General features: G+C 62.0%; 21 protein-coding genes. 2 read left to right on the forward strand and 19 right to left on the reverse strand.

From position 1 onward, the window contains the following. Window positions 1-166: 166 nt before the first annotated feature. The 10 genes from F8S13_05770 to F8S13_05815 form a co-directional block, all read right to left on the reverse strand. Window positions 167-370 (reverse strand): transposase, encoded by a 204-nt coding sequence (locus F8S13_05770; GenBank protein ID KAB8144381.1) that lies wholly within the window; start codon window positions 368-370, stop codon window positions 167-169. A gap of 102 nt (window positions 371-472) precedes the next feature. Further along, window positions 473-964: a hypothetical protein gene (locus tag F8S13_05775; GenBank protein KAB8144382.1), complete on the reverse strand. Its 492-nt coding sequence runs from the start codon at window positions 962-964 to the stop codon at window positions 473-475. A 148-nt stretch (window positions 965-1,112) separates the two neighbouring features. Next, on the reverse strand, window positions 1,113-2,033 hold the full coding sequence (locus tag F8S13_05780) for an RHS repeat-associated core domain-containing protein (GenBank protein ID KAB8144383.1): 921 nt from the start codon (window positions 2,031-2,033) through the stop codon (window positions 1,113-1,115). Between the two features lie 1,039 nt (window positions 2,034-3,072). Then, window positions 3,073-4,056 (reverse strand): RHS repeat-associated core domain-containing protein, encoded by a 984-nt coding sequence (locus tag F8S13_05785; protein KAB8144384.1) that lies wholly within the window; start codon window positions 4,054-4,056, stop codon window positions 3,073-3,075. 335 nt (window positions 4,057-4,391) lie between these two features. Beyond that, entirely contained in the window at window positions 4,392-4,868 is a 477-nt protein-coding gene (locus F8S13_05790; GenBank protein ID KAB8144385.1) for a hypothetical protein, read from the reverse strand. Between the two features lie 124 nt (window positions 4,869-4,992). Then, window positions 4,993-5,811 carry an RHS repeat-associated core domain-containing protein gene (locus F8S13_05795; protein ID KAB8144677.1) on the reverse strand — a complete coding sequence of 273 codons (819 nt, stop codon included), beginning with the start codon at window positions 5,809-5,811 and terminating at the stop codon, window positions 4,993-4,995. Window positions 5,812-6,007: 196 nt separating this feature from the next. Then, window positions 6,008-6,505: a HEAT repeat domain-containing protein gene (locus tag F8S13_05800; protein ID KAB8144386.1), complete on the reverse strand. Its 498-nt coding sequence runs from the start codon at window positions 6,503-6,505 to the stop codon at window positions 6,008-6,010. 324 nt (window positions 6,506-6,829) lie between these two features. Further along, the gene (locus F8S13_05805; GenBank protein ID KAB8144387.1) at window positions 6,830-7,402 is read right to left on the reverse strand and encodes a hypothetical protein; all 573 of its coding nucleotides are present in this window, start codon (window positions 7,400-7,402) and stop codon (window positions 6,830-6,832) included. Between the two features lie 110 nt (window positions 7,403-7,512). Next, on the reverse strand, window positions 7,513-8,526 hold the full coding sequence (gene rfbB, locus F8S13_05810; GenBank protein ID KAB8144388.1) for a dTDP-glucose 4,6-dehydratase: 1,014 nt from the start codon (window positions 8,524-8,526) through the stop codon (window positions 7,513-7,515). 192 nt (window positions 8,527-8,718) lie between these two features. Beyond that, complete coding sequence (locus F8S13_05815; GenBank protein KAB8144389.1) at window positions 8,719-11,676, reverse strand: N-acetylmuramoyl-L-alanine amidase; 2,958 nt, start codon at window positions 11,674-11,676, stop codon at window positions 8,719-8,721. A gap of 240 nt (window positions 11,677-11,916) precedes the next feature. On the opposite strand from F8S13_05815, the gene tsaD reads away from it, so the two are divergent. After that, on the forward strand, window positions 11,917-13,041 hold the full coding sequence (gene tsaD / locus F8S13_05820) for a tRNA (adenosine(37)-N6)-threonylcarbamoyltransferase complex transferase subunit TsaD (GenBank protein KAB8144390.1): 1,125 nt from the start codon (window positions 11,917-11,919) through the stop codon (window positions 13,039-13,041). Between the two features lie 96 nt (window positions 13,042-13,137). Continuing rightward, window positions 13,138-14,208, forward strand: coding sequence for an acyltransferase (locus F8S13_05825; GenBank protein ID KAB8144391.1), 1,071 nt, complete (start codon window positions 13,138-13,140; stop codon window positions 14,206-14,208). Between the two features lie 92 nt (window positions 14,209-14,300). Here F8S13_05825 and F8S13_05830 read toward each other — a convergent pair whose 3' ends face one another. The 9 genes from F8S13_05830 to F8S13_05870 all read right to left on the reverse strand — a co-directional run bounded on the left by F8S13_05830 (window position 14,301) and on the right by F8S13_05870 (window position 24,081). Beyond that, entirely contained in the window at window positions 14,301-16,292 is a 1,992-nt protein-coding gene (locus tag F8S13_05830) for a hypothetical protein (protein KAB8144392.1), read from the reverse strand. Further along, entirely contained in the window at window positions 16,289-16,921 is a 633-nt protein-coding gene (locus F8S13_05835) for a class I SAM-dependent methyltransferase (GenBank protein KAB8144678.1), read from the reverse strand. Before F8S13_05835 ends, F8S13_05830 begins: the two co-directional genes overlap by 4 nt. Window positions 16,922-17,729: 808 nt before the next feature. After that, window positions 17,730-18,287, reverse strand: a complete 558-nt coding sequence (locus tag F8S13_05840; GenBank protein KAB8144393.1) for an HAD family hydrolase — start codon at window positions 18,285-18,287, stop codon at window positions 17,730-17,732. Window positions 18,288-18,303: 16 nt separating this feature from the next. Then, window positions 18,304-18,780, reverse strand: a complete 477-nt coding sequence (locus F8S13_05845) for a hypothetical protein (protein ID KAB8144394.1) — start codon at window positions 18,778-18,780, stop codon at window positions 18,304-18,306. 22 nt (window positions 18,781-18,802) lie between these two features. Next, the gene (locus F8S13_05850) at window positions 18,803-19,528 is read right to left on the reverse strand and encodes a class I SAM-dependent methyltransferase (GenBank protein ID KAB8144395.1); all 726 of its coding nucleotides are present in this window, start codon (window positions 19,526-19,528) and stop codon (window positions 18,803-18,805) included. A 4-nt stretch (window positions 19,529-19,532) separates the two neighbouring features. Next, a complete protein-coding gene (locus F8S13_05855; protein KAB8144396.1) occupies window positions 19,533-20,798 on the reverse strand; it encodes a glycosyltransferase family 4 protein in 1,266 nt (421 codons plus the stop codon). Between the two features lie 20 nt (window positions 20,799-20,818). Then, on the reverse strand, window positions 20,819-21,778 hold the full coding sequence (locus F8S13_05860) for a glycosyltransferase family 9 protein (protein KAB8144397.1): 960 nt from the start codon (window positions 21,776-21,778) through the stop codon (window positions 20,819-20,821). Continuing rightward, complete coding sequence (locus tag F8S13_05865; GenBank protein KAB8144398.1) at window positions 21,768-23,000, reverse strand: ABC transporter ATP-binding protein; 1,233 nt, start codon at window positions 22,998-23,000, stop codon at window positions 21,768-21,770. The genes F8S13_05860 and F8S13_05865 overlap by 11 nt, the downstream gene beginning before the upstream one ends. A gap of 235 nt (window positions 23,001-23,235) precedes the next feature. After that, window positions 23,236-24,081: an ABC transporter permease gene (locus F8S13_05870; GenBank protein ID KAB8144679.1), complete on the reverse strand. Its 846-nt coding sequence runs from the start codon at window positions 24,079-24,081 to the stop codon at window positions 23,236-23,238. Window positions 24,082-24,145: the final 64 nt, after the last annotated feature.

The following is a 24,145-nucleotide window of genomic DNA, read 5'->3' on the forward strand; positions in this document are numbered from 1 at the left end:
CCACAGCGGCTGGGGTAACCGCCAAACCGCCCACAAGCAGCGCCGCATGCCCATAATTGGCCCGCCCATGGTGCCACGCGTGGTCGACGACCAAGGCTCTTTTCCTGGCTTCTGCCTTCCCTATGACGCAAGCATGGTCGAATTATGGTAAAGCTATGAGGGGATGTCATGCAATAAGGTCATAAATGGTTTTCCATTTGCCGTACCGCTCAGGAATATCAGGCCAGGGGGCACCGGTATGGAGCCTCCAGAAAATACCGTTAATGATCGGGCGATGCTCGTTCCATGGATGGCCTGCCTTTTCGCCGTTGCGGGGCAATTCTGGCTCGATCAGGGCATACTGTTCATCAGTCAACTCGTACCGTCCCATGATTCCTCCATCTCGATTATGGTCAACCTATAATTATACCATATCCGAGACCGGATTGTCAGAAACAGCCTAATGACATGTCTTGTCTTATTTAAAGGAAACTTATGATGGATTCCATGTGTATATGATGTTATTGCATTGAATTTCCCATTGACTTCCTTCTGAAAATCGAATTTTATGAACAACATTTCCATTATCTCCGAGAAAAATCTCATCTATTAACCAGTCACCATGACCTAATTCATTGAAATCACCTTCTTTCGATTCTTTGATAAATCCTAATGTATAAAATTTAACGTCTTTATAATGAAGATTTATATATCCATCATGATATGCGCCTAGTAACCTTATATTAATGTCAACATACCGACATTGTGATTCATTTCTATAATGTTCAGATATATTCATGTTTTCAAGCCACGCATCATTAGGGCATTTTGGGTCTCGGCCATCATAGTGCCATGATGCAATGGCAAACTCAAAAGTTTCTTGCGGTAGATTTTCCTGAATAGAATTGATGTACTGGATGTAATTATTAAACTTACTTTTAATCATATCTATATCTTTTGTTTCAGGGATATCTAGTATAAACATATATTTAACCTCCATTGATAAATTGCTTAAATTAGAGCATATGCCGATAGTACATGTTTAATGTACTATAAATTACGTTAATACTAGATGATTATCATATAATATTTTATAGATATCATATGATAATCATCTAGTATTAAATAGATTATCAGGCTACCCCAGTGTTATACCAAGGATTAGGAAATGGCCCTAAAGGTGTATCTATATACTGAGGGTTTCCCATATCTCTGACATCTTTTTCCAACTGAGCATCAAAACTTATTCCATTTTTTGATGCCCGGTTGAATCTATCAATATCATCTATAACCCCTGGAATTAAGGATAGTACTAACCCAGTTACCCCCATTATAGTACGCCCCTCAAGTAAGTAGCTTCCATTCTTAATAGATGGAGCAACGCCTTTTTCTGGGATAAGTCCTCTTCTGCGAAGCTGAGATACATTAACACCATTGATGTTATTTATCACCTCTTCGGGCATGCCTGATGGGATTTCACCTGGTTTATTATGCTTATTTATCCATCCATCCCGACCAGCAACGATACCTACTTCCTGCCCTCTTGGATTAAAGACATGGATTTCAAAGCCGTCTCCGTTATTAAACGCGTCAATACGATAAGACCATCCCTTACCTACAGGATCTCCCTTAGGACCTCGAGGCTCATGTCCTGTTGGGTCTCTATATATTATAGGATTATTTTGTACATAGCTATAGCGGTTGAGGCTCTGCGGGTTGGCTGGTCCACCCCAATACAACTTATCGGCATGAGACTCCTCTGAATTGAGGCTACTCAGCAGGCCCGGCTCCGCAAAGCTCACGGTCAGCGGCTTCAGCGCCACGCCATCCATGCCGCCGGAGGCGTTCCCCGGCACCACGGTATCCGCGCTGAGAAAGTGGCCGCTCACCGGGTCGTAGTAGCGGGCATTATAGTACAGCAGGCCGGTGGTGTCACGCCGCTGGCCGGTGTAGTCCAGCGTGGTCTCGGGCACGTCGCCCGCGCGCACATTGCCCCACGGGTCGAACTCCTGCTTGTGCAGCAGCGCGCCGTTCGCGTCGGTCGTCACGCTCACCGAGCCGAGGGCGGCGCTGTCCGCAGCAGCGCGCCGTGGCCGAGCTGCTGCGGGACGAGCGCCAGGTGGTGCTAGACACGCTCAATAGCCACGGGGTGCTAACCCTGGACGTGCCCGCCGACAAGCTGAGCATCGCGCGGATCAACAAGTACCTGGGGCTGAAGGGGCGCGGGGCGATCTAGCGGGGGCGCGGGGACGGGCGAGGCGGGCGGGCAAGTGGCCCGCCCGCTTTGGGGTGTGGGGCGGTGGGGTCTTGTGGCTACTGGGGTGCAGCTATGAGCGGCAGAGCCGTTGCAAACTGCTCCCCAAACGTAGCAGATGAGGTAGCCGATAAACCGCACGCAAGTAACAACGCATGCCTGTAATTGGCCCGCCCATGCACCGCGCGTGCTCGACTACCAACGTTCCTTTCCTAGCTTCCAGTTGCCCTGTGACGCAAGTATGGTCGAGCTATGGTAAAGCATGGGAAGGATGTCATGCAATAAGATATAATATGCGTTTCGTCCAGACATTAATGTGTTGGTGGGAAACGTCGAGAGATTAGTATCTGCAAAAGAGTCATTGGTATTAAAGTGAACAAACACGGTATAAACATGTATATAACAACATAAGGAAAACCTATTATATACATATAAATAAATTTTATATTTTCTCTTAAAAATATAATATACATTAATTGATAGGCTATAAACTCTAAACATGTTCCATTAATTAACAACAATAAATTACTGAGTATGCTGCGTTTAATATTAAATTCATGATAATACAAACTCGATCCACCATTATATATTCTACTTAATATGATATTACTCATAAAAAGTGATGTCGGTACACTAACAATAATAGATATTAGCTTTATAAACAGTTCTATAGATTGATTGGATAGAACTGTACTCAAAAATATTGCAGTTAAAAGTGAGACGGTGTAAATCACTATGTTTATTGAGTTAAACTTCATTATCTTCTCCATAATATATTACTTTTATACACTTTTATGAGTCTCAAGGCAGTAAGTGCCCTGAGACTCATAAAAGTGTATTTATTTCGATAGAGCATTCAACATTTGCTTGGATGGAGCAATGCGATATGATGGTGTTCTTGCCGTTGATGTAGTAATTTTAGCTGCAAGTGGGCCAACAGCTTTTCCTTCAGCGGATATATTCGCATATCGTCCACCTGAAAGTCTTACTGCATTGCTTAGAAAATTAGTCCAAACCCCTGTTTGTGCAGCTCTGCCTGGACCAGATACAAAGGACCAGTCATATATATTATGTGCAGCACCGTTAGCTGCACGGGCTTCAGAGTCAATTCTCACAACTAGGTTACCAGCACTATTCGTATTAACGCTGAAGCGAATGGCACCAGCTTCAACATGTCCCTTAGCAGTGTATAGTGTGAAGGAGTTATTAGATATATCTCCAACATATACTCCAACTGGTAAGCCCATACCTGTAATATCTATACGGTCACCTCGATTCAATGCAGTCCCGTTTGTTTTGAATACAGATGTATCCCCATTTGCAAATGCACCGAAGTGATTCCTCATAAGATCAAAATACTCGTTTTGCGAATATTTCGATCCTGCAATTTCCACCTCGTACGAACGATAATAAACATCGCCAACACCATCGTCTATTGACAAAATATCATCTGTCCAACTCTCCACTGAGCCACCGCCGCCACCGCCATTACCATACGATGGATGACAATAATCATCACCTTTGCCAGTTTCTGTACAGTGACCATCTGGATCTGTATTATGTACAGGATTATTTAGGGCATACGAGTAACGATTAAACTGCTGTGGGTTTGTCGGATCTGGCACCACGGTATCCGCGCTGATAAAGTGGCCGCTCACCGGGTCGTAGTAGCGGGCATTATAGTACAGCAGGCCGGTGCTGTCACGCCGCTGGCCGGTGTAGTCCAGCGTGGTCTCGGGCACGGCGCCCGCGCGCACGTTGCCCCACGGGTCGAACTCCTGCCCGCTGGCCTTCAGGCCCTGCTCGTTGGTCGTCACGCTCACCGAGCCGAGGGCGGCGCTGTCCGCAGCAGCGCGCGGTGGCCGAGCGGCTGCGGGACGAGCGCCAGGTGGTGCTGGACACGCTCAATAGCCACGGGGTGCTAACCCTGGACGTGCCCGCCGACAAGCTGAGCATCGCGCGGATCAACAAGTACCTGGGGCTGAAGGGGCGCGGGGCGATCTAGCGGAGGGGAGAAGGCGGGCGCGGCGGGCGGGCCACTCGCCCGCCCGCCGCGTGTGGGGCGGGGGCGTTAGAGCTGCTGGGGGGCAGCCACAACGCCCAAAAATTCAGCTCAACGTGAATAAAACAGGTTTACCTACGCTATACAAAAATCTTGCTACGGCTGCTTACTACGGCTAATTTTAGGAGCAAATAGCGTTTCTATTCCTGTCGATGTACCCCTTAAAACAGCCATTTTCTCACGTTTCAAGAGTCCTGTATTATGAGGTGGCAACCAGTAGTCATCTCCTCTCTCCAAGTGGAATCTCAAGATAATGCTGTCATCTCCACCTAAATAAAATATCACATTATCATCTATCATAGTGTGGATTCTCTCATTCCAAACAAAAATGATACCTTTCCCAATATCCATGAGCACCTTCCTACTAAGATCTCGAGAGATCATATAATCTAAATGAAAATGATTTTCACTAGCTTCATATCCGACAGGATCGCTTATCATCTTCTCTGCAAAAAACTTCATATTGAGGTTATTTGTTACAACAACAACACCGCCTATTTGCTTAAACTTCATAGAAAACAGCATAGATAGCGATTCCATACTATTCCTAAGCAACTCAGCAGGGTCTTGCATTATAGGCTCCTCGCATTCAAGCTAATCATATAAATTTGAGGCTATATGATTAGCTTGAATATATGACGATTAATACCTCTATATCCTATATTAACTGCCTATTCAGACTATATTAAGGCTTCTACTATTTGATGCCTAAATAGTCCTCTACTCCTCTCTTTATAGCCTTAGCAATTTTCTCAATCTTTAGCAGATCTTGCACACTCTTAGGGGCATCCTTACCATCTTTACCAACGAACTTACCAGTTTCTGGATTGTAGCGATACTTATCCTCCGGTTTATTAGATCCAGCATGTATGTGCACTTCACCTTGCCTACCGGCAGGGTTTTCAACATCAACACGTACACCTTTGTCATCCTGATATAAAGTCTTACTCCCAGGGAGCTTTTGACCAACATCAGGCACTGCTGTCTCGGCAGGCTTATCTGCAGGTTTATCTGCTAATTTCCCCTTATTTGATGCATTCTGTCTCTGCTTAGCCTCATTATAAGACTTTAATGTATCTGCTGCCACATACGCAACCCCAGCAGCAACAATAACCACTCCTGTAACAATGAGTGCCGGGACTATCCATGCAGGAGCAGATACAACCAGTAATGGTAGCATGAGCAGTTGAGCAAAATGCCCGCTCGGATCATTCCAGCGCACTGGGTTGTTGTTCACATACGAGTAGCGATTCAGCTCCTGCGGGTTGGCTGGGCCATTGCCGCCCTTGCCCCACAGGCCCCGCGCGGTGCTGTCGTTGGGGGCCATGGTCAGCGCGCCCGCGCCGGGGACAATCGTGTCCGCGCTGAGAAAGTGGCCGCTCACCGGGTCGTCGTAGCGGGCATTATAGTACCGCAGGCCGGTGGTGTCACGCCGCTGGCCGGTATAGTCCAGCGTGGTCTCGGGCACGTCGCCCGCGCGCACGCTGCCCCACGGGTCGAACTCCTGCTTGTGCAGCAGCGCGCCGTTCGCGTCGGTGGCCACGCTTACCGAGCCGAGGTAGTCGTTGTGCAGGTAGGTCAGGCTGGTGGCCCGCAGCAGCGCGCCGTGGCCGAGCTGCTGCGGGACGAGCTACCGGTGGTGCTGGACACGCGGAACTGCCACGGGGTGCTAACCCTGGACGTGCCCGCCGACAAGCTGAGCATCGCGCTGATCAACAAGTACCTAGAGCTGAAGGGGCGCGGGGCGATTGCATCTCTTCCAAAAGCTTTTTTGCTCTATCCACTATATGCGAAGATTCATGTGTTTCTAATTGCTTCAATTTAGCAGAAACATCATTAGGAGAAATAGTCTTGAGTGCTTCAGCTACTTCAAGCTGCAACCATATTGATGGATCATTAAGGAGAGGCCTAAGTAGCTCTAATATGTCCGCATCTCTTATTTCACCCTTATCGTATATCCCTTCCAACGAAAGTATTGCCGTCTCCCGATTATCTTCATCGGAACTTGCAAGTAATCGATGGATTATATCAATCCCCTCATCTCTATTCTTTTGAAAGACCTCTTCTCCTGCCAGCTCACGCGTATACACATACCCTTTAAGATACTCGAAGATCCATTTCATCACATCACCGCGTGATTCCTCATGGCCTTCCAGTAATTCATTAAGCCGTTCCCATTCCGCGATTCCACCACCGAAATCAGGAAGCAACTGCTGTTCGATATAATTGTCGCACCGCCTATATTCCGCACCTTATTTCTTTTCTATCAATCCCCATATCACATTAACTAACCCTAGAAATAGACCAACCCCCATGCATATCCATAATGAACCACCACCTGGTAATAAACTGCGACCTGTTAATAAGAGAACAGCAAATCCTGCTAACCCTATGGCTAGACCGCCTAGTATATCGAAGAATAGAATAACCAGCCAGAGTGGTATTCGTAGGAGGAATTGTTCGAAGATATGTTTCAGCATCACAGTCTCCCCAACGGCGCTGGTAGCTTGATATATCCAATAACTTACCCCTCGCTAATCGCGCGCTCCATCTTTGTGCAGCAGTGCATGATATGCCTCTCGCTGCTCTGAGAACACCAGCTCGCCTAGCTCTCGGATCTCCTCGTTGGTATGCCGCATAGCACGCTCGGCCAGACGCATCGTGATACCCACATCCAGCCGCTCATACAGCCCAACCAGGAGCGAGTAGGCAATAGATGGGTCGGGATCATGTGGCTCATCAAGGAATGCTTCGGCAGACGCTTCTATGCGAGCCACTACCCAATCATGGGGCAGGCTAAGAATAGTTTCTCGTACAAAATCAACCGAAGGTATCCAAAATACTGCGAGATAGACCAGTTCATCAAAAATCTGGCATAGCTCATCTTGTGTCATATAGTCGAAAAGCGTTAACACAAGATAGATATCTTGATTATGTCGAATGTAGTCTTGTATTAATCCAATCCACTGATCATGTGCGAGAGGAGATTCCTTCGCTACATTATAGAACTCCTCTGCAAGCTGGCGGTATTCCTCAGCACGATTCCCATATGCGGCGGCTAGCTTCTGCATGTGGGAAACAAGCGCCGCCGGATGTTCTGTATTCATATGCCCTCACGCGAATCTCTGGTGGTCTGCCCCAAAAACACCGCCCCAAACGACAAGGGGCGTAGGAAGTATTCCTGCGCCCCATCCGCCCTCAATGCCGCACGACCGACCTAGCCGCGCTGCACGTACTGCTTGTCGTAGTACTCCTTGTACGCGCCCGACTTGATGGGCCGCCACCAGGCCTCGTTCTCCACATACCAGCGCACTGTGGCCTCGACCGCCTGGTCGAAGCTGTGGCGGCTCTCCCAGCCCAGCGCGCGCAGCTTGGTGGTGTCCAGCGCGTAGCGGCGGTCGTGCCCGGCGCGGTCGGTCACGTAGGTGATCAGGCTCTCGGGCTTGCCCAGCAGGGCCAGCACCTTCTTGGCCATGTCGATGTTGCGCGTCTCGACGCCGGTGCCCACGTTGTAGGCCTCGCCCAGCTCGCCCTTGTGCAGCACCAGGTCGATGCCCTCGCAGTGGTCGAGCACAAACTGGTAGTCGCGCTGCTGGCGGCCGTCGCCGTACAGCGGCAGCGGGATGTCGTCGATGGCGTTGGTGATAAACAGCGGCAGCGCCTTCTCGGGGAAGTGGTAGGGGCCGATGTTGTTGGAGCCGCGGGTGGTGGTGGTGGGCACGCCGTAGGTGATGAAGTACGAGTACACCAGGTGCTCGGCCCCGGCCTTGGATGCCGAGTAGGGGCTGCGCGGCTCGAACGGGTCGCCCTCCTTCGAGCGGTTCGGCTCGGGGATCGCGCCGTACACCTCGTCGGTGCTGATCTGGTGGAAGCGCTCAAGCTTCAGCTCGCGGGCCACCTCGAGCAGCGCCCAGGTGCCATTGACGTTGGCGCGCACCACGGCGTCGGGGTCCATGATCGACCGGTCGACGTGGGTCTCAGCGGCGAAGTTCACGATCGTGTCGATGCCGTGCTCCTTCACCGCGCCGCGCACCGCAGCCAGGTCGCAGATGTCGCCCTGCACGAAGGCGAAGTGCGGGTTGCCCTTCACGCGCTCCAGGTTCTCCAGCCGACCGGCGTAGGTCAGCTTATCGTAGACAACGATCTTATAGTCGCTGTACTTCTCCAGCATATAGTGGACAAAGTTCGAGCCGATGAAACCGGCACCGCCGGTCACGAGAAGATTGCGCATTGAGTTGCTCCAGCTTCCTTCTATTGTTCAATTGACGCGCCGCCGTATGGCGTTTGTAAGCGTCGGGCCGTCCGAGAGTGTACCATAGTTGCGACACGCGTCAAATGAGCAGGGCCTGGAGCGCGGGTGAGAAAAAGCGCATAGCCCGCAGGCAGCGCCAGCGGGCCAGAGAAGCAGCGCTGTTAGGAGGGCCTACCGCGTAACCGCCGGGACGTAGGTGCGGTAGTAGGGCTTGGTGTTGTCCACCACGAAGCTGGCCGAGCGCTCGGCGCTGTTGCCAGCCGCGTCGGTGGCGGCGTAGCGCAGGGTGTAGCTGCCGTTGGCCAGGCTGCCCAGCTTCGCCAGCCGGTCGATCGAATCGACCCACGGGCCGCCGTTCAGGCTATAGCTCAGCTTGGCCACGCCCAGGCCGCCCAGGTCTTCGGCGGCCAGCGCGATGCTCGGCGTCTGAACGAAGGTGCCACCCAGGGCCAGCGCGCCGCCTGCGGTGGCGTCGGGGATAACCTCAAATACCTCGAAGCCAGGCCGCGCCATGGTGTAGCCCGCCGCCGCGCCGCCGCTGCGCTCGAAGTACTTGAAGCCCAGGGTGTGCACGCCCGCGCTCAGCGTGATCGTGCCATCCACGATATTCTCGCTGTCGTGCAGGCCGTAGTTGTTCACCACCAGCTGGCCATCTACCCACAGCCACGAGCCGTCGTCACTGGCGGTGCGGAAGGTGTACTCGCCCGCCGTGGGCACGCTGAAGGCGCGGGTCTGCTGCACCACAAAGCTGTCGGTCGCGCCGCCGACCGGGCCGCCGGTGCCCCAGTCGGTCGGCGCGCCGTTCCAGGCGAAGCTGCCCAGCTGCTCGCCGGTGGCGATCGAGAGCGGGTTGGATGTGCGGGCCAGGAAGTTGGCGGGGATGTTGGCCAGGCGATAGACCTGGGCGCGCGCCGCGCCGTCGCCGCCCAGCTCGGCCAGGGCCGGGGCGCTCTGCTCGGGCGTCACGGTGATAGTGGTCTGGGCCACGCTGGTGGCGTAGTACTTCACGTACTCCTGCACCAGCCCGGCCTGCAGCGTGATGGTGCGGCTGGTGGTGCCGGGGTTGCGCATGCGGATGTAGCCCGTGACCGTGCGGGTCTCGCCGGGGGCGAGGGGGCCATTCAGCCCCCAGCGCCACGGGTAGTAGCCCGTGGCGTCGCTGCCCACCGCCCCGGCGCAGCTCAGCGACACATCGGCCAGGTTCTTCGGCCCCAGCGTCAGGCGAAAGCTGCTCGACTCCTTGGGGAATGCGCCGTATGACCCAGTGCTGTCGCCAATGAAGCACTCGCCCTCGTCATACACATACGAGTCGTCGGTGCCACTGCTGGCGTCGTTGTAGCGCGCCCCATCGGGCGAGAGCGTGGCCTGCGGCTCCTGGGTGGCCAGCGTGGTCGAGCCGCTGTTCTTGATCGTGAAGCTGACCTTCAGCAGGCCGCCGCTAGGCACCTGGCTGGGCTTGCTGGCGTCCGGCCCGGTGAGCGAGACGCTCACCAGGCTGGGGTTGGTGTTGGCCGTATCCTCGGCCACCCACTTCACCGAGTCGAAGAAGATCACCTTCTGCTGCGCGAACGGCTCGGCCATGTCGCTCAGCACCACCCAGCCGCCCGTGCCAGCGCCGAAGGTGTACGCGCCTAGGTCGACCCACTGGTCGGAGGTATTGTGGTCGACCACCCTGGTGTACTCCTCGCCGGACTTCACGTGGATGGTGTAGCTGGCCTTGCCGGTGGCGTAGGGCGGGCTAGCGAGGCCGCAGCCCTGCGGGATGGAAACGTACACGCGGTAGGTGCCCGCCGTGGGGATGTTGGGCTTCCAGGTGGCCATGTTGGTCGACTCGGCCACCGCGTCGGTGGCGTAGGTCCACTGGGTGCTGCCGCCCTCGCCGCAGGCGGCGGTGTGCCAGTCGCCCACCGAGGTGAAGCTGCTCTCCACCTCGTCGACCTGCAGATCGCCGTTGTCGGTGGCCGTATCGCCCTGGCCGCTGAGCCGGTTCTGCACCTGCTGGCGGATGCTGGGCAAAATGGCCATGAAGGCATCGCCCGGGCAGGTGGTGTGGCCCGGCGTCACCTGGCGGTGCCCGGCGATGTTGGCGATCACCGATGTGCCGGTTTTCGGCTTGCAGTAGGTCGAGATCGAGCAGCCGTAGTAGAACGAGGAGCCGAGCGGGTCGATCTTCTTCTGGCTAGCCTTCCAGGCCAGCAGGCTCACCAGGCTCTGCTGGGCGGCGGCGGAGGGGGCGCTGCTGGTGTAGGTGCCGATCACCGACACGCCCATCGAGCCGTAGTTGGCGGTGTCGTGGAAGCCCACCGCGTCATCGCCGCCCGCGCGGCCCTCGTAGATCACGCCGTTGGGGTCGATCAGGTAGTTGTAGCCCACGTCGCCCCAGCCGCGCGTGATGGTGTGGAAGGTCCACTCGGCGCGCACGCGGTCGGCCCAGCTCTGCTCCTTGCCGGTGAGCGTGCTGGCATCGGCGGTGTGGTGCACCACCATGTGGTTGACGGCGTAGTAGGCGGGCGTGGCGCGGCTGCTCTGGCCGTCGGGGCTGCCCCAGGCGGTGCGCGAGACCACGGCGGGCTTGCTGATACCGCTGGCGCGGGGCTGGCCCGCGCGGGCGAAGGCCTCGGCCTGCACCGCGCTCTGCTGGTTCGAGAGCCGGGTGTCGACCGTGTTCACGTCGATCTTGCTGAGCGCGGGGGCGGTGCCGTCGGGCGCGCTGGTGTAGAAGGCCCGCACCTGCCAGAACTGGGCCACCGCGCCCACCGAGATGGTGTCGCTCCAGGCCACGTTCGGGCCATCCGAGGGCACCCACAGCTCGTCGTTATCGGGGGCCTGGCCCCAGTCGGTCCAGCTTTCGCCATCGGCGGAGACACGGATCTGCAGGCTGAGCGCGCCGCCGCTGGGCACGCTGGCCTCGCGCCGCAGCAGCAGGTGGGTGAACGGCTCGCCGGTGCGGGTGATGCCGGACACGTAGTCCGGCTCGGCGGGCGCTGCGTCGGGCGTGGGCTGCACCCGCAGCTGGATCTGCTCCGGCTGGCCATCGAAGGGCTTGCTGTCGGCGGCGGCTGCGGGCTGCGCGATCAGGCCGCCCAGCAGGCAGCAGGTGAACACAAAAAGAGAGATTCGAGAACGCATGGGTGTGCTCCGAAAGAATCCGTCGGGGCGCGCGATGGCTTCACAGAGCCTCGCGCCTCGCCTCGGCGGTCGCCAATCGCTGCTTCGCTTCCTATACTACATGGGGCCACAAGGGCTTTCCTGACAGCGGCCTGACAGACGAATGATAAAACAGATCGCCATCGTACGCCTCATGGTAAAATAAACGATACTGACGCGAAATCTGAGCGCAGCGCTCTGTAATGAAATGATCATGTAGCTATGACACACCAGACACCCCCAGAGAACCTCACCATCCTCGCGATCGAAAGCTCATGCGACGAGACCGCCGCCGCCGTGGTGCGCGGCGGGCGCGAGGTGCTCTCCAATATCGTCGCCTCGCAGATCGACGAGCACCGCCGCTACGGCGGCGTGGTGCCCGAGGTCGCGTCGCGGCAGCACATCCTAGCGCTCGAATCGGTGATCGGCGAGGCTGTGCGCGGCGTGCCCGGCGGCTGGCAGGCCATCGACGCGGTGGCGGCCACCCACGGCCCAGGGCTCTCGGGCGCGCTGCTCACCGGCCTGAATGCGGCCAAGGGCATCGCCTTCGCCCGCGAGCTGCCCTTCGTGGGCGTCAACCACATCGAGGCCCACATCTACGCCAGCTGGCTGGGCACCACGCCCGAGACCGCGCCGCAGTTCCCGCTGGTGGCCCTGGTGGTCTCGGGCGGACACACGCTGCTGGCCCTGATCGAGGGCCACGGGCGCTACCGCCTGCTGGGCCAGACCCGCGACGACGCGGCGGGCGAGGCCTTCGACAAGTCGGCGCGGATCATGGGCCTGGGCTTCCCCGGCGGCCCGGCCATCCAGCGCGCCGCCGCCAGCGCCCAGGGCGGCGTGGTGCTGCCCCGCGCCTGGCTGCGCGACAGCTACGACTTTTCGTTCAGCGGCCTGAAGACGGCGGTGCTGCACCAGATCCAGGCCCGCGACAGCCGCGAGGCCAAGGTGGGCGGCGTGGCCAGCAAGAGCCTGCCGCGCGCCGGGCAGGCCGCCCCAGCGCCCAGCGCGGCCCCCGCCGAGCAGGCCGGGGTAGATAAGTTCACGGCGCAGATCGCCTACGCCTTCCAGGAGTCGGTGGTGGATGTGCTGGTGACCAAGGCGGTGGATGCGGCCAGGGCCTTCGGCGCGACCGAGATCGTGCTGGCGGGCGGGGTGGCCGCCAACGCGCGGCTGCGCGGCGAGATGCAGCGCCGCGCCAGCATCCCCGTGCGCTTCCCCGCCGTGGATCTGTGCACCGACAACGCCGCCATGGTCGGCGCGGCGGGCTTCTACCGCTTCGAGGCGGGCGTGCAGAGCGGCTGGGATCTGGATGTCAACCCCAACCTGCCGCTGGCCCTGCCAGGCTAGGCATAGGCACGCCTCCCAACAGCGCCGTTGGGAGGCTCATTGCCACCATGTTCTTTCCCTGGCAACCCTGTATCCCTGCGAGCTAAGGTACAGCGCATGAAATCATCTTCGGGGGCGCACTATGTCGCACTCGATCATATCAGGGCAATCGCGCTGTTTATGGTCTTCTGCTGGCATTTCCTCCACTTTGGCCAAAGCGGCTACCCCATACCGCATAGCTACACCCCCGCTGTCTTCCCCCTCGCGCTGCTGGATGAGGGCCACACCGGCGTCGCGCTGTTTATGACGCTCAGCGGGTATCTCTTCACCAAGCTGCTCGACGGCAAGAACATCGACTACCGCCTGTTCCTGCGCAACCGGGCGCTGCGGCTCTTTCCGCTGCTGATCATTATCATCATCGTGAATGGCTGCATATCACTTGCGGCCCGCAAAGATCCGGTGGCCTACATCTTCTCGATGATCTCAGGCCTTATCTCCCCAGTATGGCCAAATGGCGGGTGGTCGATCACTGCCGAGCTGCATTTCTACATCATCCTGCCGTTCATACTCAAGCTCGCTCGATCATCAAAGGCAAGGCTCACTGGCATCATCGTTGCGGCAGTTATTGTGCGATTGCTGCTGTATAGGGTGCTTGGGGAGATACAGTACCTTTCCTACTGGACTATTATCGGAAGAATCGATCAGTTCACCCTGGGGATCATTGGCTACTACGCCAGAGGTTTGTTTAAGAAAAAGCACCTGCTCTTTATGGCATCATCGCTGCTTTTTATGCTCTTCTACTGGTTTTTTGATCGCTACGGCGGCTACTATCAAAGCCAATCAATCTGGATCTTTATGCCGACAATAGAGGGCGTCGCCTACGCTATCTTCATCGCGTGGTACGATACATCATTCCAGCTGAGCAACACAGGGCTATCAAAGGTCATTGGGAAGGTGGGCGAGCTTTCCTACTCGATCTATCTCATCCACTACTTCTTTGTCTTCAAGCTAGCGAAGTTCATCAACGATCATATCGTACAGCTGGATAATTTCTATATCGCCTGCCTCGCCGCGTTCTTTGGGCTGATCCTGATGCTGCCGCTTGGCTACCTCTCGTATCGCTGTATCGAGCAGCCTTTTCTCAAATTCAGGAAGAAGTACACGCTACCGCTCCCAGCCACACCATAAGATAGCTCGGCTCCGGCACATAAAACGGCGAGACTCGGCGACCGCCCATGGGCAGTTGCCGAGTCTCGCCGCGCCACGGGCCTATCGCGCGCCTAGATCACGTGGTACCTATTCGCGATCCCCAGGCCCCAGCCAGCCAGCCCCAGCCCCACCAGCAGCGCGGCTAGGCCCAGCGCAGCCGCGCGGCCCCAGCGGCCCCGCCCGTACAGCCAGGCCAGCGCAGGCCCCGCCGAGAGGCACAGCGCCGGGTAGAGGAACAGATCCCAGCGCAGCGTCTGGTCGCGCGCGGCCAGGGCGGCCAGCGAGAGCAGCGCGCTGGCCCACCAGGCCGCCAGCACCAGCCGCGCCCACAGCAGGCCGCGCCGCGCCCACAGCAGCCAGGCCGCGCCTGCGGCGGCCAGCAGCATCAGCGGGGGCGTGATGGTGGTGTCGGTGCCCGCGAAGACCCGCCGCAGCTCATCCGCCAGCCGCGTGGGCACGCTGCGGGTGGACATGGGCGCGCTGCCGCCCACGGTGAGCAGCAGGTGCAGCTGCGCCGAGTAGTAGAGCAGCCCCAGCAGCGCCGCCGCCGCCGCGCCCACCGCCAGCAGTGGCAGCACGGCCCGCAGCGAGCGCGCCGAGGCCAGCCACAGCGCCGCGAGGCAGGCCAGGGTCAGCCCCATCGAGATCGTCACGCCCGAGTGGCCCAGCATGGCCATCAGCAGCAGCGCCAGGGCCAGCGCGGCCACACGCGGCTCGCGCAGCCGCCCGCCGTGCGCGGCCAGCAGGGCCAGCAGCGGCACCGCCATGGCCTGCCCCGCGATGTTGGCCAGCTCGCCCACGTTGAACGAGCGCAGCGTGGCGCTGGGCGCGAGGTACAGCGCCGCGCCCAGCAGCGCGGCGGCCTGCCCATAGCCGCCCATGGCCAGCATGTACCAGATCATGGCCACCACTGCGCTGTCCAGCAGCGCGTCGGACACCATCAGCACCAGCTTGTAGGCCTGCTTCACCGACTCGGCGCCCTGGGGCGGCGCGAACAGCACCTGGGCGGGCGCGGCCACGATGTACTGCCCCACCGGGTAGGGCGCAAGACCGCCGCCCGTCTCCGACGGCAGCGCCGCGCTCTGGTACACCGCGCCCTCGGCGAACGCGCGCAGCTTGTTGGCATTCATCTCGACATCGCTGAAGAGGATCTGCGGGTGCAGCATGCCGCCCAGCCGGATGGCGAAGGCCAGCGCCACCAGCCCGGCCATGGCCTGGCGCTGCCAGGGGGCGCAGGGCACGGCCTGCAGCGGCGGCACGCGCAGCACCAGCAGCGCCAGCGGGTAGCAGCCCAGCGCCACCAGCCCCAGCGGGGCCGCCCAGCCGGTAATCGCCAGCCGCCACAGCGCCAGCGCCACGGCCAGCAGCAGCGCCGCCAGCAGCCCGCCCAGCGCGGCCCAGCGCTGGGCCGCGCCCAGCCTGCGCGCCAGCGCGTAGGCCCCACCCACCGCCAGCGCCAGCCAGCCCAGCACGGCGGCGGGCGGCAGCTGCCAGCCCACGCTGCGCACGCTGGCGCGGTAGCCCGCGAAGCCCAGCGGGCGCGGGTCGCCCGGCGAATCGAGGCGCGGCGTCGAGAAGTGTAGCGCCAGGTCGCCCCACACGTCGGTGGCGAACAGCTGGGCATAGCGCTGCGGGGCGCGGCTCAGCTGCAGCGTGCTGGTGGTGGTGCCATCGCCCCACACGCTGGGCGTGGGCGTATCCTTGGGCTGGCCCGCCACCGAGATAGCCACCAGCCAGCGCCCGCCGCCCAGGCCGGGCAGCACCAGGTCGGCCTCGTCCATAGCCCAGCGGTAGCCCTGCTGGCCGCTGGCCCGCCACGCATCCGACAGCCACACCGCATCCACCGGCTCGGGGGCATCGTTCCAGCCGCGCAGAAACGGCTCGTCGTCGCGGCGGCGCAGCTGCTCGGCGTCGCCGCCGAACAGGATGGTGTGCTGGTAGGGCACCTGGTAGGCCAGCGCCCACAGCAGCAGCGCGGCCAGCAGCACCAGCCACAGCGCGCGCTCGCCCAGCGTGCGGGCCAGCGCCAGCGGCTCGGCCAGCGCGGTGCGCGCGCGGCTCACGGGTGCAGTTCCACCGCGCCGCAGCGGTCCATCACATACACCGCGTAGTCGCAGATGCCCGAGCGGATGGCGTACTCGCGGCGGGTGGCGAAATGCGGCCCCATCAGCGCGCGGTAGTCGGCGTCGCTGCGGATGTAGCCGCCCCGGTCCAGCCAGTGCATGGCGTGGCCCGCCAGATTCCAGGCGTCGCGCGGCGCGATGTCCTCCATGGCCAGCAGAATGCCGCCCGGCTTCAGCACACGGTGCAGCTCGGCCACCGCGCCGCGCACCACCGCGTCGGGCAGGTGGTGGAACACGCCCACCACCAGCGCGGCGTCGAAGCTGGCATCCTGCAGCGGCAGCGCCGCGCCGTTGCCCACCGCGAAGCTGCCCGAGCGGTTGCTGGCCGCCCAGCGCACATAGTGCAGCCCCAGATCCACGCCGGTGTAGCGCTCGGCGGGGAAGCTGGGCGCGAACTCGCCCGTGCCGCAGCCAAAGTCGAGAAATCGTCGGTCGGGATCGCCATCCCAGGGGTGGAGCTCATTATCGATCACGGCTCGCTCGCCACGGAACCCTGCCTCCACCGCGCTGCGCAGCACGTTCCAGGCGCTGGGGTTCTCCGAGAGCCGGTCTAGGGTCGCCTCTAACATAGCCATACCGCTTCTCTTGTCGTGTGTATCCGGCGGGCTAGTGTACCAGAAGCAGATCTGGCGTGCAAGCACGGGCAGCGGGAGCGCGAATACCACGAAGGCGCGAGGGGAGAACCGATTCACTACGAAGGCGCGAAGACACGAACGGGACAAAAGGGAAACCTTTTACCACCAAGACTCCAAGACTCCAAGAGCACCTTTCACCACGAAGGCGCGAAGACACGAACGGGACAAAAGGGGAAGGATTTAGAGACAACCAGCCCCACCCACCCGGCCCATGCGGCGAAGGTGCCGCTCGTACAAACTGGCCATATGCACGAACACCAGCCGCCAGCCGAGCGCATCGGAACGCCTCAAATTGGGGGATCGAAGGGGGCCGCGCCCCCTCGCGGGGTTCATAGGGGCTGGCCCCTATGCGCCGCCCGCGCAGGGCATCCACCCACCAGATGGAAGGGACTACTTTCACCACGAAGACACAAGGGCACGAAAAAAACGAGAAGATTCTTTACCACCAAGGCTCCAAAGCACCAAGAAAAAAAGGCCGCCGCTGGGGGAAAGGCCACGCCGCTGCGGTGAGGATTATGGCCAGCATGCAAGCGCAGCACCTTCGCCGGATGGATAAGGCCGCAGCCGGTGACACCCACGTCCGGCCCGGTAGCTTTTATCCTGCAGCAGAAAGTGTCAGATCAGAGCGTACCCATCATTTTAAAATCAAAAACTCAAAAACCCACCAAAAAAAGCATCATAGGCAAAAGACAAGGCCCCAGAGCATGCGCCCTGGGGCCAGAAAACGCCGCCAGCTGAGAAACTACACCTCGACCGGCTTGCCCAGCAGCCAGGCCGCCACAGCGGGCAGGTCAGGCAGCGCCACATCGGCGGCAGGCACCGGCGCGGCGGGCGGCTCGGGCGCGATCAGCACCGTGGCGCAGCCAGCGCGCCGCCCCGCCTCCACATCCGAGACCTTGTCGCCCACCATCACCGACTGCGCCAGGTCGATGCCCAGCTCGCGGGCGGCCTGCAGGATCATGCCCGGCTCGGGCTTGCGGCAGGCGCAGTGGTCGGCGGGCGTGTGCATGCAGTAGTACGCGCCATCCAGCAGCACGCCCTGGGCGGCCAGCAGCGCCAGCAGGCGGGCGTGCACCGCGCTCAGGTCATCCTCGGTGTAGTAGCCGCGCCCCACCCCCGACTGGTTGCTGATCACCACCAGCAGGTAGCCAGCGTCGTGCAGCTGGCGCAGGCCCTCGCCCACGCCCGGCAGCAGAAACAGTTTGTCGGGGTGCGAGATATAGCCAGGATCCTCGTTCAGGGTCTTGTCGCGGTCGAGAAAGACCGCGCGCCGCAGCGGCGCGCCAGAGCTATGAGCCATAGGGAACACCACCTCGCTACTCTAAAAACAGGCCCGGCGAGATCAGCACGTTGATGGTGCGCAGCACCGCCACCATGGCCAGCCGCGCCGCGCCAGCATCCGCCGCAGGCACACACATCACAATATCGGACACCTCGCGCAGGGCCAGCGACTCGTCGGTCAGCAGGCCGATAGCGATCAGGCCGCGGTCGCGGGCGGCCTGGATGACGCCCAGCAGATCATCGGGCGGGGTGCCCACCATGATCACCAGCAGCACATCGCCCGCCTGCCCGGGCGGCAGGAAGACATCGTAGCCCAGGCCAGCCGCCGCCACCACCGCCCCGCTGATCCGATTGCCGCACACCGTCACGCGGTGGCCGCTGGCCAGGGCGCTGCGCACCACGGCTGCGGCCTCCTCGATCGCGCCGTGCAGCAGCTGCTCGGTGCGGCGCAGCATCACGGCGTCCTCGGCAAATACATCGGCGGCCTGTCGATACGCGCTTGATCGTTCCATAGTGCTCGGTTGGCACACCACGCTACACCCGCGCCCACGCCAGGCGGGTGCCCGCGATGCGATAAATCGGAAGGTCTCGCACAAGCTCGTTCAGGTAGGTCGTCACACCAGCGCACTCGGGGTGCCGCTCGTCCCACACGTAGTCATCCCACACGATAGCCCCGCCGGGGCGGGCCAGGCGCAGGGCCTGCTCGGAGTCGGCCTTCACCGCCGGGTAGCGGTGGTCGGCATCCACAAACACCAGGTCGTACTGGCCAGCGAAGGGCGCGAAGTCGAAGCCGCCCGCGCCCACCGCGTGCTGGGCGATCTTCTGGGCCTCGGGGGTGCCGTGGAAGGCCGATCCGGCCACGTAGTGCGGCGGGCGGCCCACGCGGCGGGCGAACTCGTCGGGGGCCAGGTCGAGCGTGTCGACCCTGGCGTCGGCCAGGGTGTTGCGCGCGATCACGCGGGTGGTCTCGCCGGTGTAGGTGCCGATCTCGAACACGCGGCGGGGCTGGGCCAGCACGCAGATCGCGGCCATGGCCAGCAGCTCGGCGGCGGGCATGGCCCACTCGTCGGCGCGGGCGGCCAGCGACAGCGGCAGCGCCAGCTCGGCGGCGGCGGGCGTGGGCCACAGCTCGGCCAGGGACCGCGCGGGCAGGGTAAACTGCGGGTCGGCGCGCGGGTCGCCGCGCCGCCTGCGGTAGATGCGCACCAGCGCGGGCGGCAGCCACGGCTTCAGGCGATGTCGCAGGGATGGGTTGGGCACTTGGCTACCTCGAAAGTTTCATGTGCGGCAGCTCGCGGCGCAGCTCGCCCAGGGCCACGCGGGCGCGGCGCAGCGCCTCGGCCACCGCGTACGGCCCGCGCTGATCCTCGCGGGCGAAGGCGTCGTGGTAGTGCGGCAGGTCGAGCCGCACCGGCGGGCTGATTATACCAGGGCTGCGCGCCCTGCCAAGCTCGCCCAGCAGCGCGGCCCAGCGCATGGTGGCGGCCTGATCGCTGTAGTTGGTGGCGATGGTGGCGCGGGCCACGGCGCTCATGCGCTGCCAGAGCGCCACATCCTGGCGCAGCTGGCTGGCCTTGGCCACGAAGCCCTCGGCGCGGTCGGGCGCGATCATGCCGTTCACATCATCCGTCACCAGCTCGGCGATGCCGCTGCGCATGGGCGAGCAGATCGGCACCACGCCGCAGGACATGGCCTCCATCAGCGCGATCGGCAGGCCCTCGTAGTCGGAGAGCAGCACCAGGGCGTGGGCGTCGAGCATGGCGGCCTGCACCGCCTCGGGCGCGAGCGCGCCGCCCAGCCGCACCGGCGCGTCGGCCTGGGCCAGCATGGCCTCGATCGCCGGGCGGGCGTGGCCCTCGCCATACATCACAGCCTCGGCCCCTGGGATGGCGCGGGTGGCGGCCACCAGCGCACGGGCCACGTCGCTGGCGCGCTTCTGCTCGTCGACCAGCCGCCCCACGTAGATCATGCGGAAGCGCTCGGCGGGAGGCTGGGCCTGGGCCTGCGGCAGCGGCACCCCGCAGGGAATACGGACGATCTGCGGTCGTCGGCTCACCAGCAGCGCCTGCTTGTGGGCCTGGGCCTCCAGCGACTGCGAGACGCACACCAGCGCGCTGAGCTGATCTTCGGGCCTGCCGCACACGAACCGCTCGATCAGCGCGTGGTGGAAGGGGTCGTCCGAGTGGATAACGCCCACGGTGGGCACCCCGGCGGCGCGCGCCCAGCGGGCGGCGTAATAGGCGGGCAGCACCACATTGGGCACCAGCACATCGGGCTGCATCTGCATCAGCGAGAGCACCAGCCAGCGCACGCGCTCCTCGGTGGTGCGCATGGGCGGCGCGGCGCGGCATGGCACCCCGGCCCGCTCAAGCGCCTGCAGGGTGGGGCACTGCTCGGGCGGGCCGCTGAGCAGGAACAGGGCCTGGGCATCGATCCCGCGCGTGCGCAGGGCGGGCAGCAGCCGCCGCAGCCACACGTTCGGGCCGTTGAGATGGCCGCTTCCATCGTAGGCGCAGAAAATCGCTCGCATCAACAACCTCGCTTCGCAGCTCAGAGGAACTCGTGCCCAACCTCCAGCGGCTCCCCGGCGCGCGCCAGCGCCCGATCAACCGCAGCCAGCACATGCCCCACCTCGATCGCGCGCATGCAGCGGCGGTCGTAGGGGCAGTCGTTTTTCTTCCAGCACGGCGCGCACGGCTCGGGCGAGAACAGGTTCTCGTTGCAGCCGTAGCCGCCCTGCGCGGGGTTCTCGCGCCCGCCCACCACCACCACGCTGCGGCACTCGACGGCGCGGGCCAGGTGCATGGGGAAGCCCGCGATGCCGATGAACAGGCGGGCCTGGCTCAGCAGCGCGGCCATCTGGCGCGCGCTGGTCTTGCCGCGCATGTCGATCGCGCCCGGCAGCGGCGTGTCGCTGGGCATGCCCACCTGCACCAGCGGGTGGCGCTGGGCCAGCGCGGCGGCCACGGCCTGCATGCGCTCGGGCAACCACTCCTTGTTGGCCATGGGGTAGCGCCCGGCCAGCCCGCTGCTCTGCATCACGATCTGGCCGGGGGCCAGCCGCCCCGCCGCCCGCTCGGCCTCGGCCAGCCGCAGGTAGGGCCGCAGCGCCACCTCGCCCGCCAGCCCGGCCTGCCTGCACATGGTGGCGATGAAGTGGCCCGGCGGGATGTCGTCGCGGTCCTCCTCGGGCACATAGGTGGCGTAGCGCGGCTCCACCACCCGCGCGCCCACCGCCCGCGCCAGCCGCGCCAGCTGGAAGTTGGCTGGCAGCACGGCGTCCACATCGTCGCTGCCCGCAAACAGCTCGGGCGCGCCGGTGAGCATCCACAGGCCGCGCCCGCCGCGCCGCCGCAGCTCGCGCAGCACCGCCGTGCACATCAGCTGGTCGCCCACGCCGCCCACGAACGAGAGCACCACGCGCGGCGGGCCGCTGCGGGCCACGGTGCGGGCGAACAGGCCGAGCGACCCGGCGGCGATCTGGGCGCGCCGCCATGGGCTAGGCGTCATCGGCCCAGCCCCACGCGCCCGGCGCGCGCACCCCGCCGGTGTCGCGGATGATCGCGCTGGGCGTGCTTGGGCCGGGCAGCACCTCGATCTGCGCGCAGCCGGGCATGTAGTCCAGCGCGCTATTGTCGCCCGAGCGCGCGCCCACGTCCAGTGCGTAGTGGCCGGGCTGCAGGTCGAGCCGGGCCAATTCGACGGTGGCGCTGCCGCTGGCCCCGGCGGGCAGATCGCGCCGATCCGCGCCCACGTCGCTGTCCACGCTCAGGATGCGCACGCCATCCAGTGTGGAGAAGCCGAAGCCCAGGGCCACGCTGTCGCACTCGGCGCTGGTGGTGTACGAGAAGGTGGCGCGCAGCGGCTCGCCGTGCTGGATGACCGCGCCGTCGTTGAAGGTGATGCCGCTCAGCTTCATGCGGCGGCCCATGCCGCCGGTGCGCGGGGTCTCGCGCAGGTCGATCCGCACCAGCGCGGGGTCGAACGAGGTCTGCAGGTAGCGGTCGACCACCTCGAACACCGGGCCGTCGGCCACCACGCCGCCCCGGTCTAGCCAGATGGCGCGCTGGCACAGGCCACGGATCGCGCCCATGTTGTGGCTGACAAACAGCACAGTGCGGCCCGCGCGGGCCACGTCGCCCATCTTGCCCAGGCACTTCTTCTGGAAGGTGGCGTCGCCCACGGCCAGCACCTCATCCACGATCAGGATCTCCGGCTCGAGGTGCGCGGCCACCGCAAAGGCCAGGCGCAGGTACATGCCGCTGGAGTAGTGCTTCACCGGCGTATCGATAAATCGCTCGACCTCGGCGAACTCGACGATCTCATCGAACTTGCGGGCGATCTCGCTGCGGTGCATGCCCAGGATGGCCCCGTTCAGGAAGATGTTCTCGCGCCCGCTCAGCTCGGGGTGGAAGCCAGTGCCCACCTCCAGCAGGGTGCCCACGCGGCCCCGCAGGCGGATGCGCCCCACCGTGGGGCCGGTGATGCGCGAGAGGATCTTGAGCAGGGTCGACTTGCCCGCCCCGTTCCGCCCGATGATCCCCACCACCTCGCCCCGCCCGATCTGGAAGCTCAGGTCGCGCAGCGCCCAGAACTGGCCCTCCTCGCCGCCGCGCCGCAGGGGGGCGCGCACCATGTCGGCCAGGGTGTCGCGCAGGGTGCGGTAGCGCGGCCCAGCGCCGCCCACGCGGTACTGCTTGCCAAGCCCCTCGATTGAGATCACTGTGTCCATAGTTCCCTTAACCACGAAGAGCCTTTTTTACCACCAAGACTCCAAGGCTCCAAGTTTCTTGAGAAAGAGGTTTTGCGCCAAATAGAGAGCTTTCTCTTTTTTATAGAAACATATCGCCTTATCGAGTCGAGAACTCCAAGTTTTTCTTAAAAATGGATTCTCTGCTGATTTAGCTGTTTCCGGCTTTATGTCCATGAACCCTTGGTGTCTTGGTGTCTTGGTGGTTAAACGTCCCTCACACCACATCGGCGAAGGTGCGCTCCATGCGGCGGAAGTAGAACGCGCCGCTGACCAGCAGGGCCAGCGCGGCCAGGCTGGAGACCAGCACCATCGGGCCGGGGCGGGTGTCGGCCCCCAGCAGCGCCCAGCGGAAGCCCTCGACCACGCCCACCATGGGGTTCAGGGCCAGCAGCGCGCGCCACTGCTCGGGCACCAGGGTGCTGGGGTAGGCCACCGGCGTGGCGAACAGCCACAGCTGGGTGAGGAAGGGCACCACGTAGCGCACGTCGCGGAACTGCACGTTCAGCGCCGAGAGCCACAGGCCCACGCCCAGCGCCGTAGCCAGCGCCAGCAGCAGCAGCAGCGGCAGCCACACCACGTTGGGCGTGGGAGCGACGCGGTAGCCCAGCATCATCACCAGCAGCACCGCGAAGGCCAGCGCGAAGTCGACCGCGCCCGAGAGCACGGTGGCCACCGGGATGGCCAGGCGCGGGAAGTAGACCTTCTTGATCAGGTTCGAGCTGCCGATCAGGCTGTCCGCCGACTGCGCCAGGCCGGTGGCGAAAAAGCTCCAGGGCACCAGCGCCGCAAACGACCACAGCGGGTAGGGCGCGCCGCCGGTATCGCGGTTGAAGACCTGGCCCAGGAACAGCGTGAACACCAGCATGGTGGTGAGCGGCTGCAGGATGGCCCAGGCCGCGCCTAGCACGGTCTGCTTGTAGCGCACCTTGATATCGCGCCAGACCAAGAAGTACATCAGCTCGCGGTACTGCCAGAGGTCGCGCAGGTTGAGCGCGGCCCAGCCGTGCTGCGGCTCGATCACAATCTCTGGCTCATCCGCTGCTGCGGGGTGCGCGGGCATAGCGTGGGGCTCTTGTCGTTCCAAAGGCTGCACCTAAATATTTTGTCAGAGAGCAGAATTATAC

This window comes from Chloroflexia bacterium SDU3-3, assembly GCA_009268125.1.
Lineage (GTDB): Bacteria > Chloroflexota > Chloroflexia > Chloroflexales > Roseiflexaceae > SDU3-3.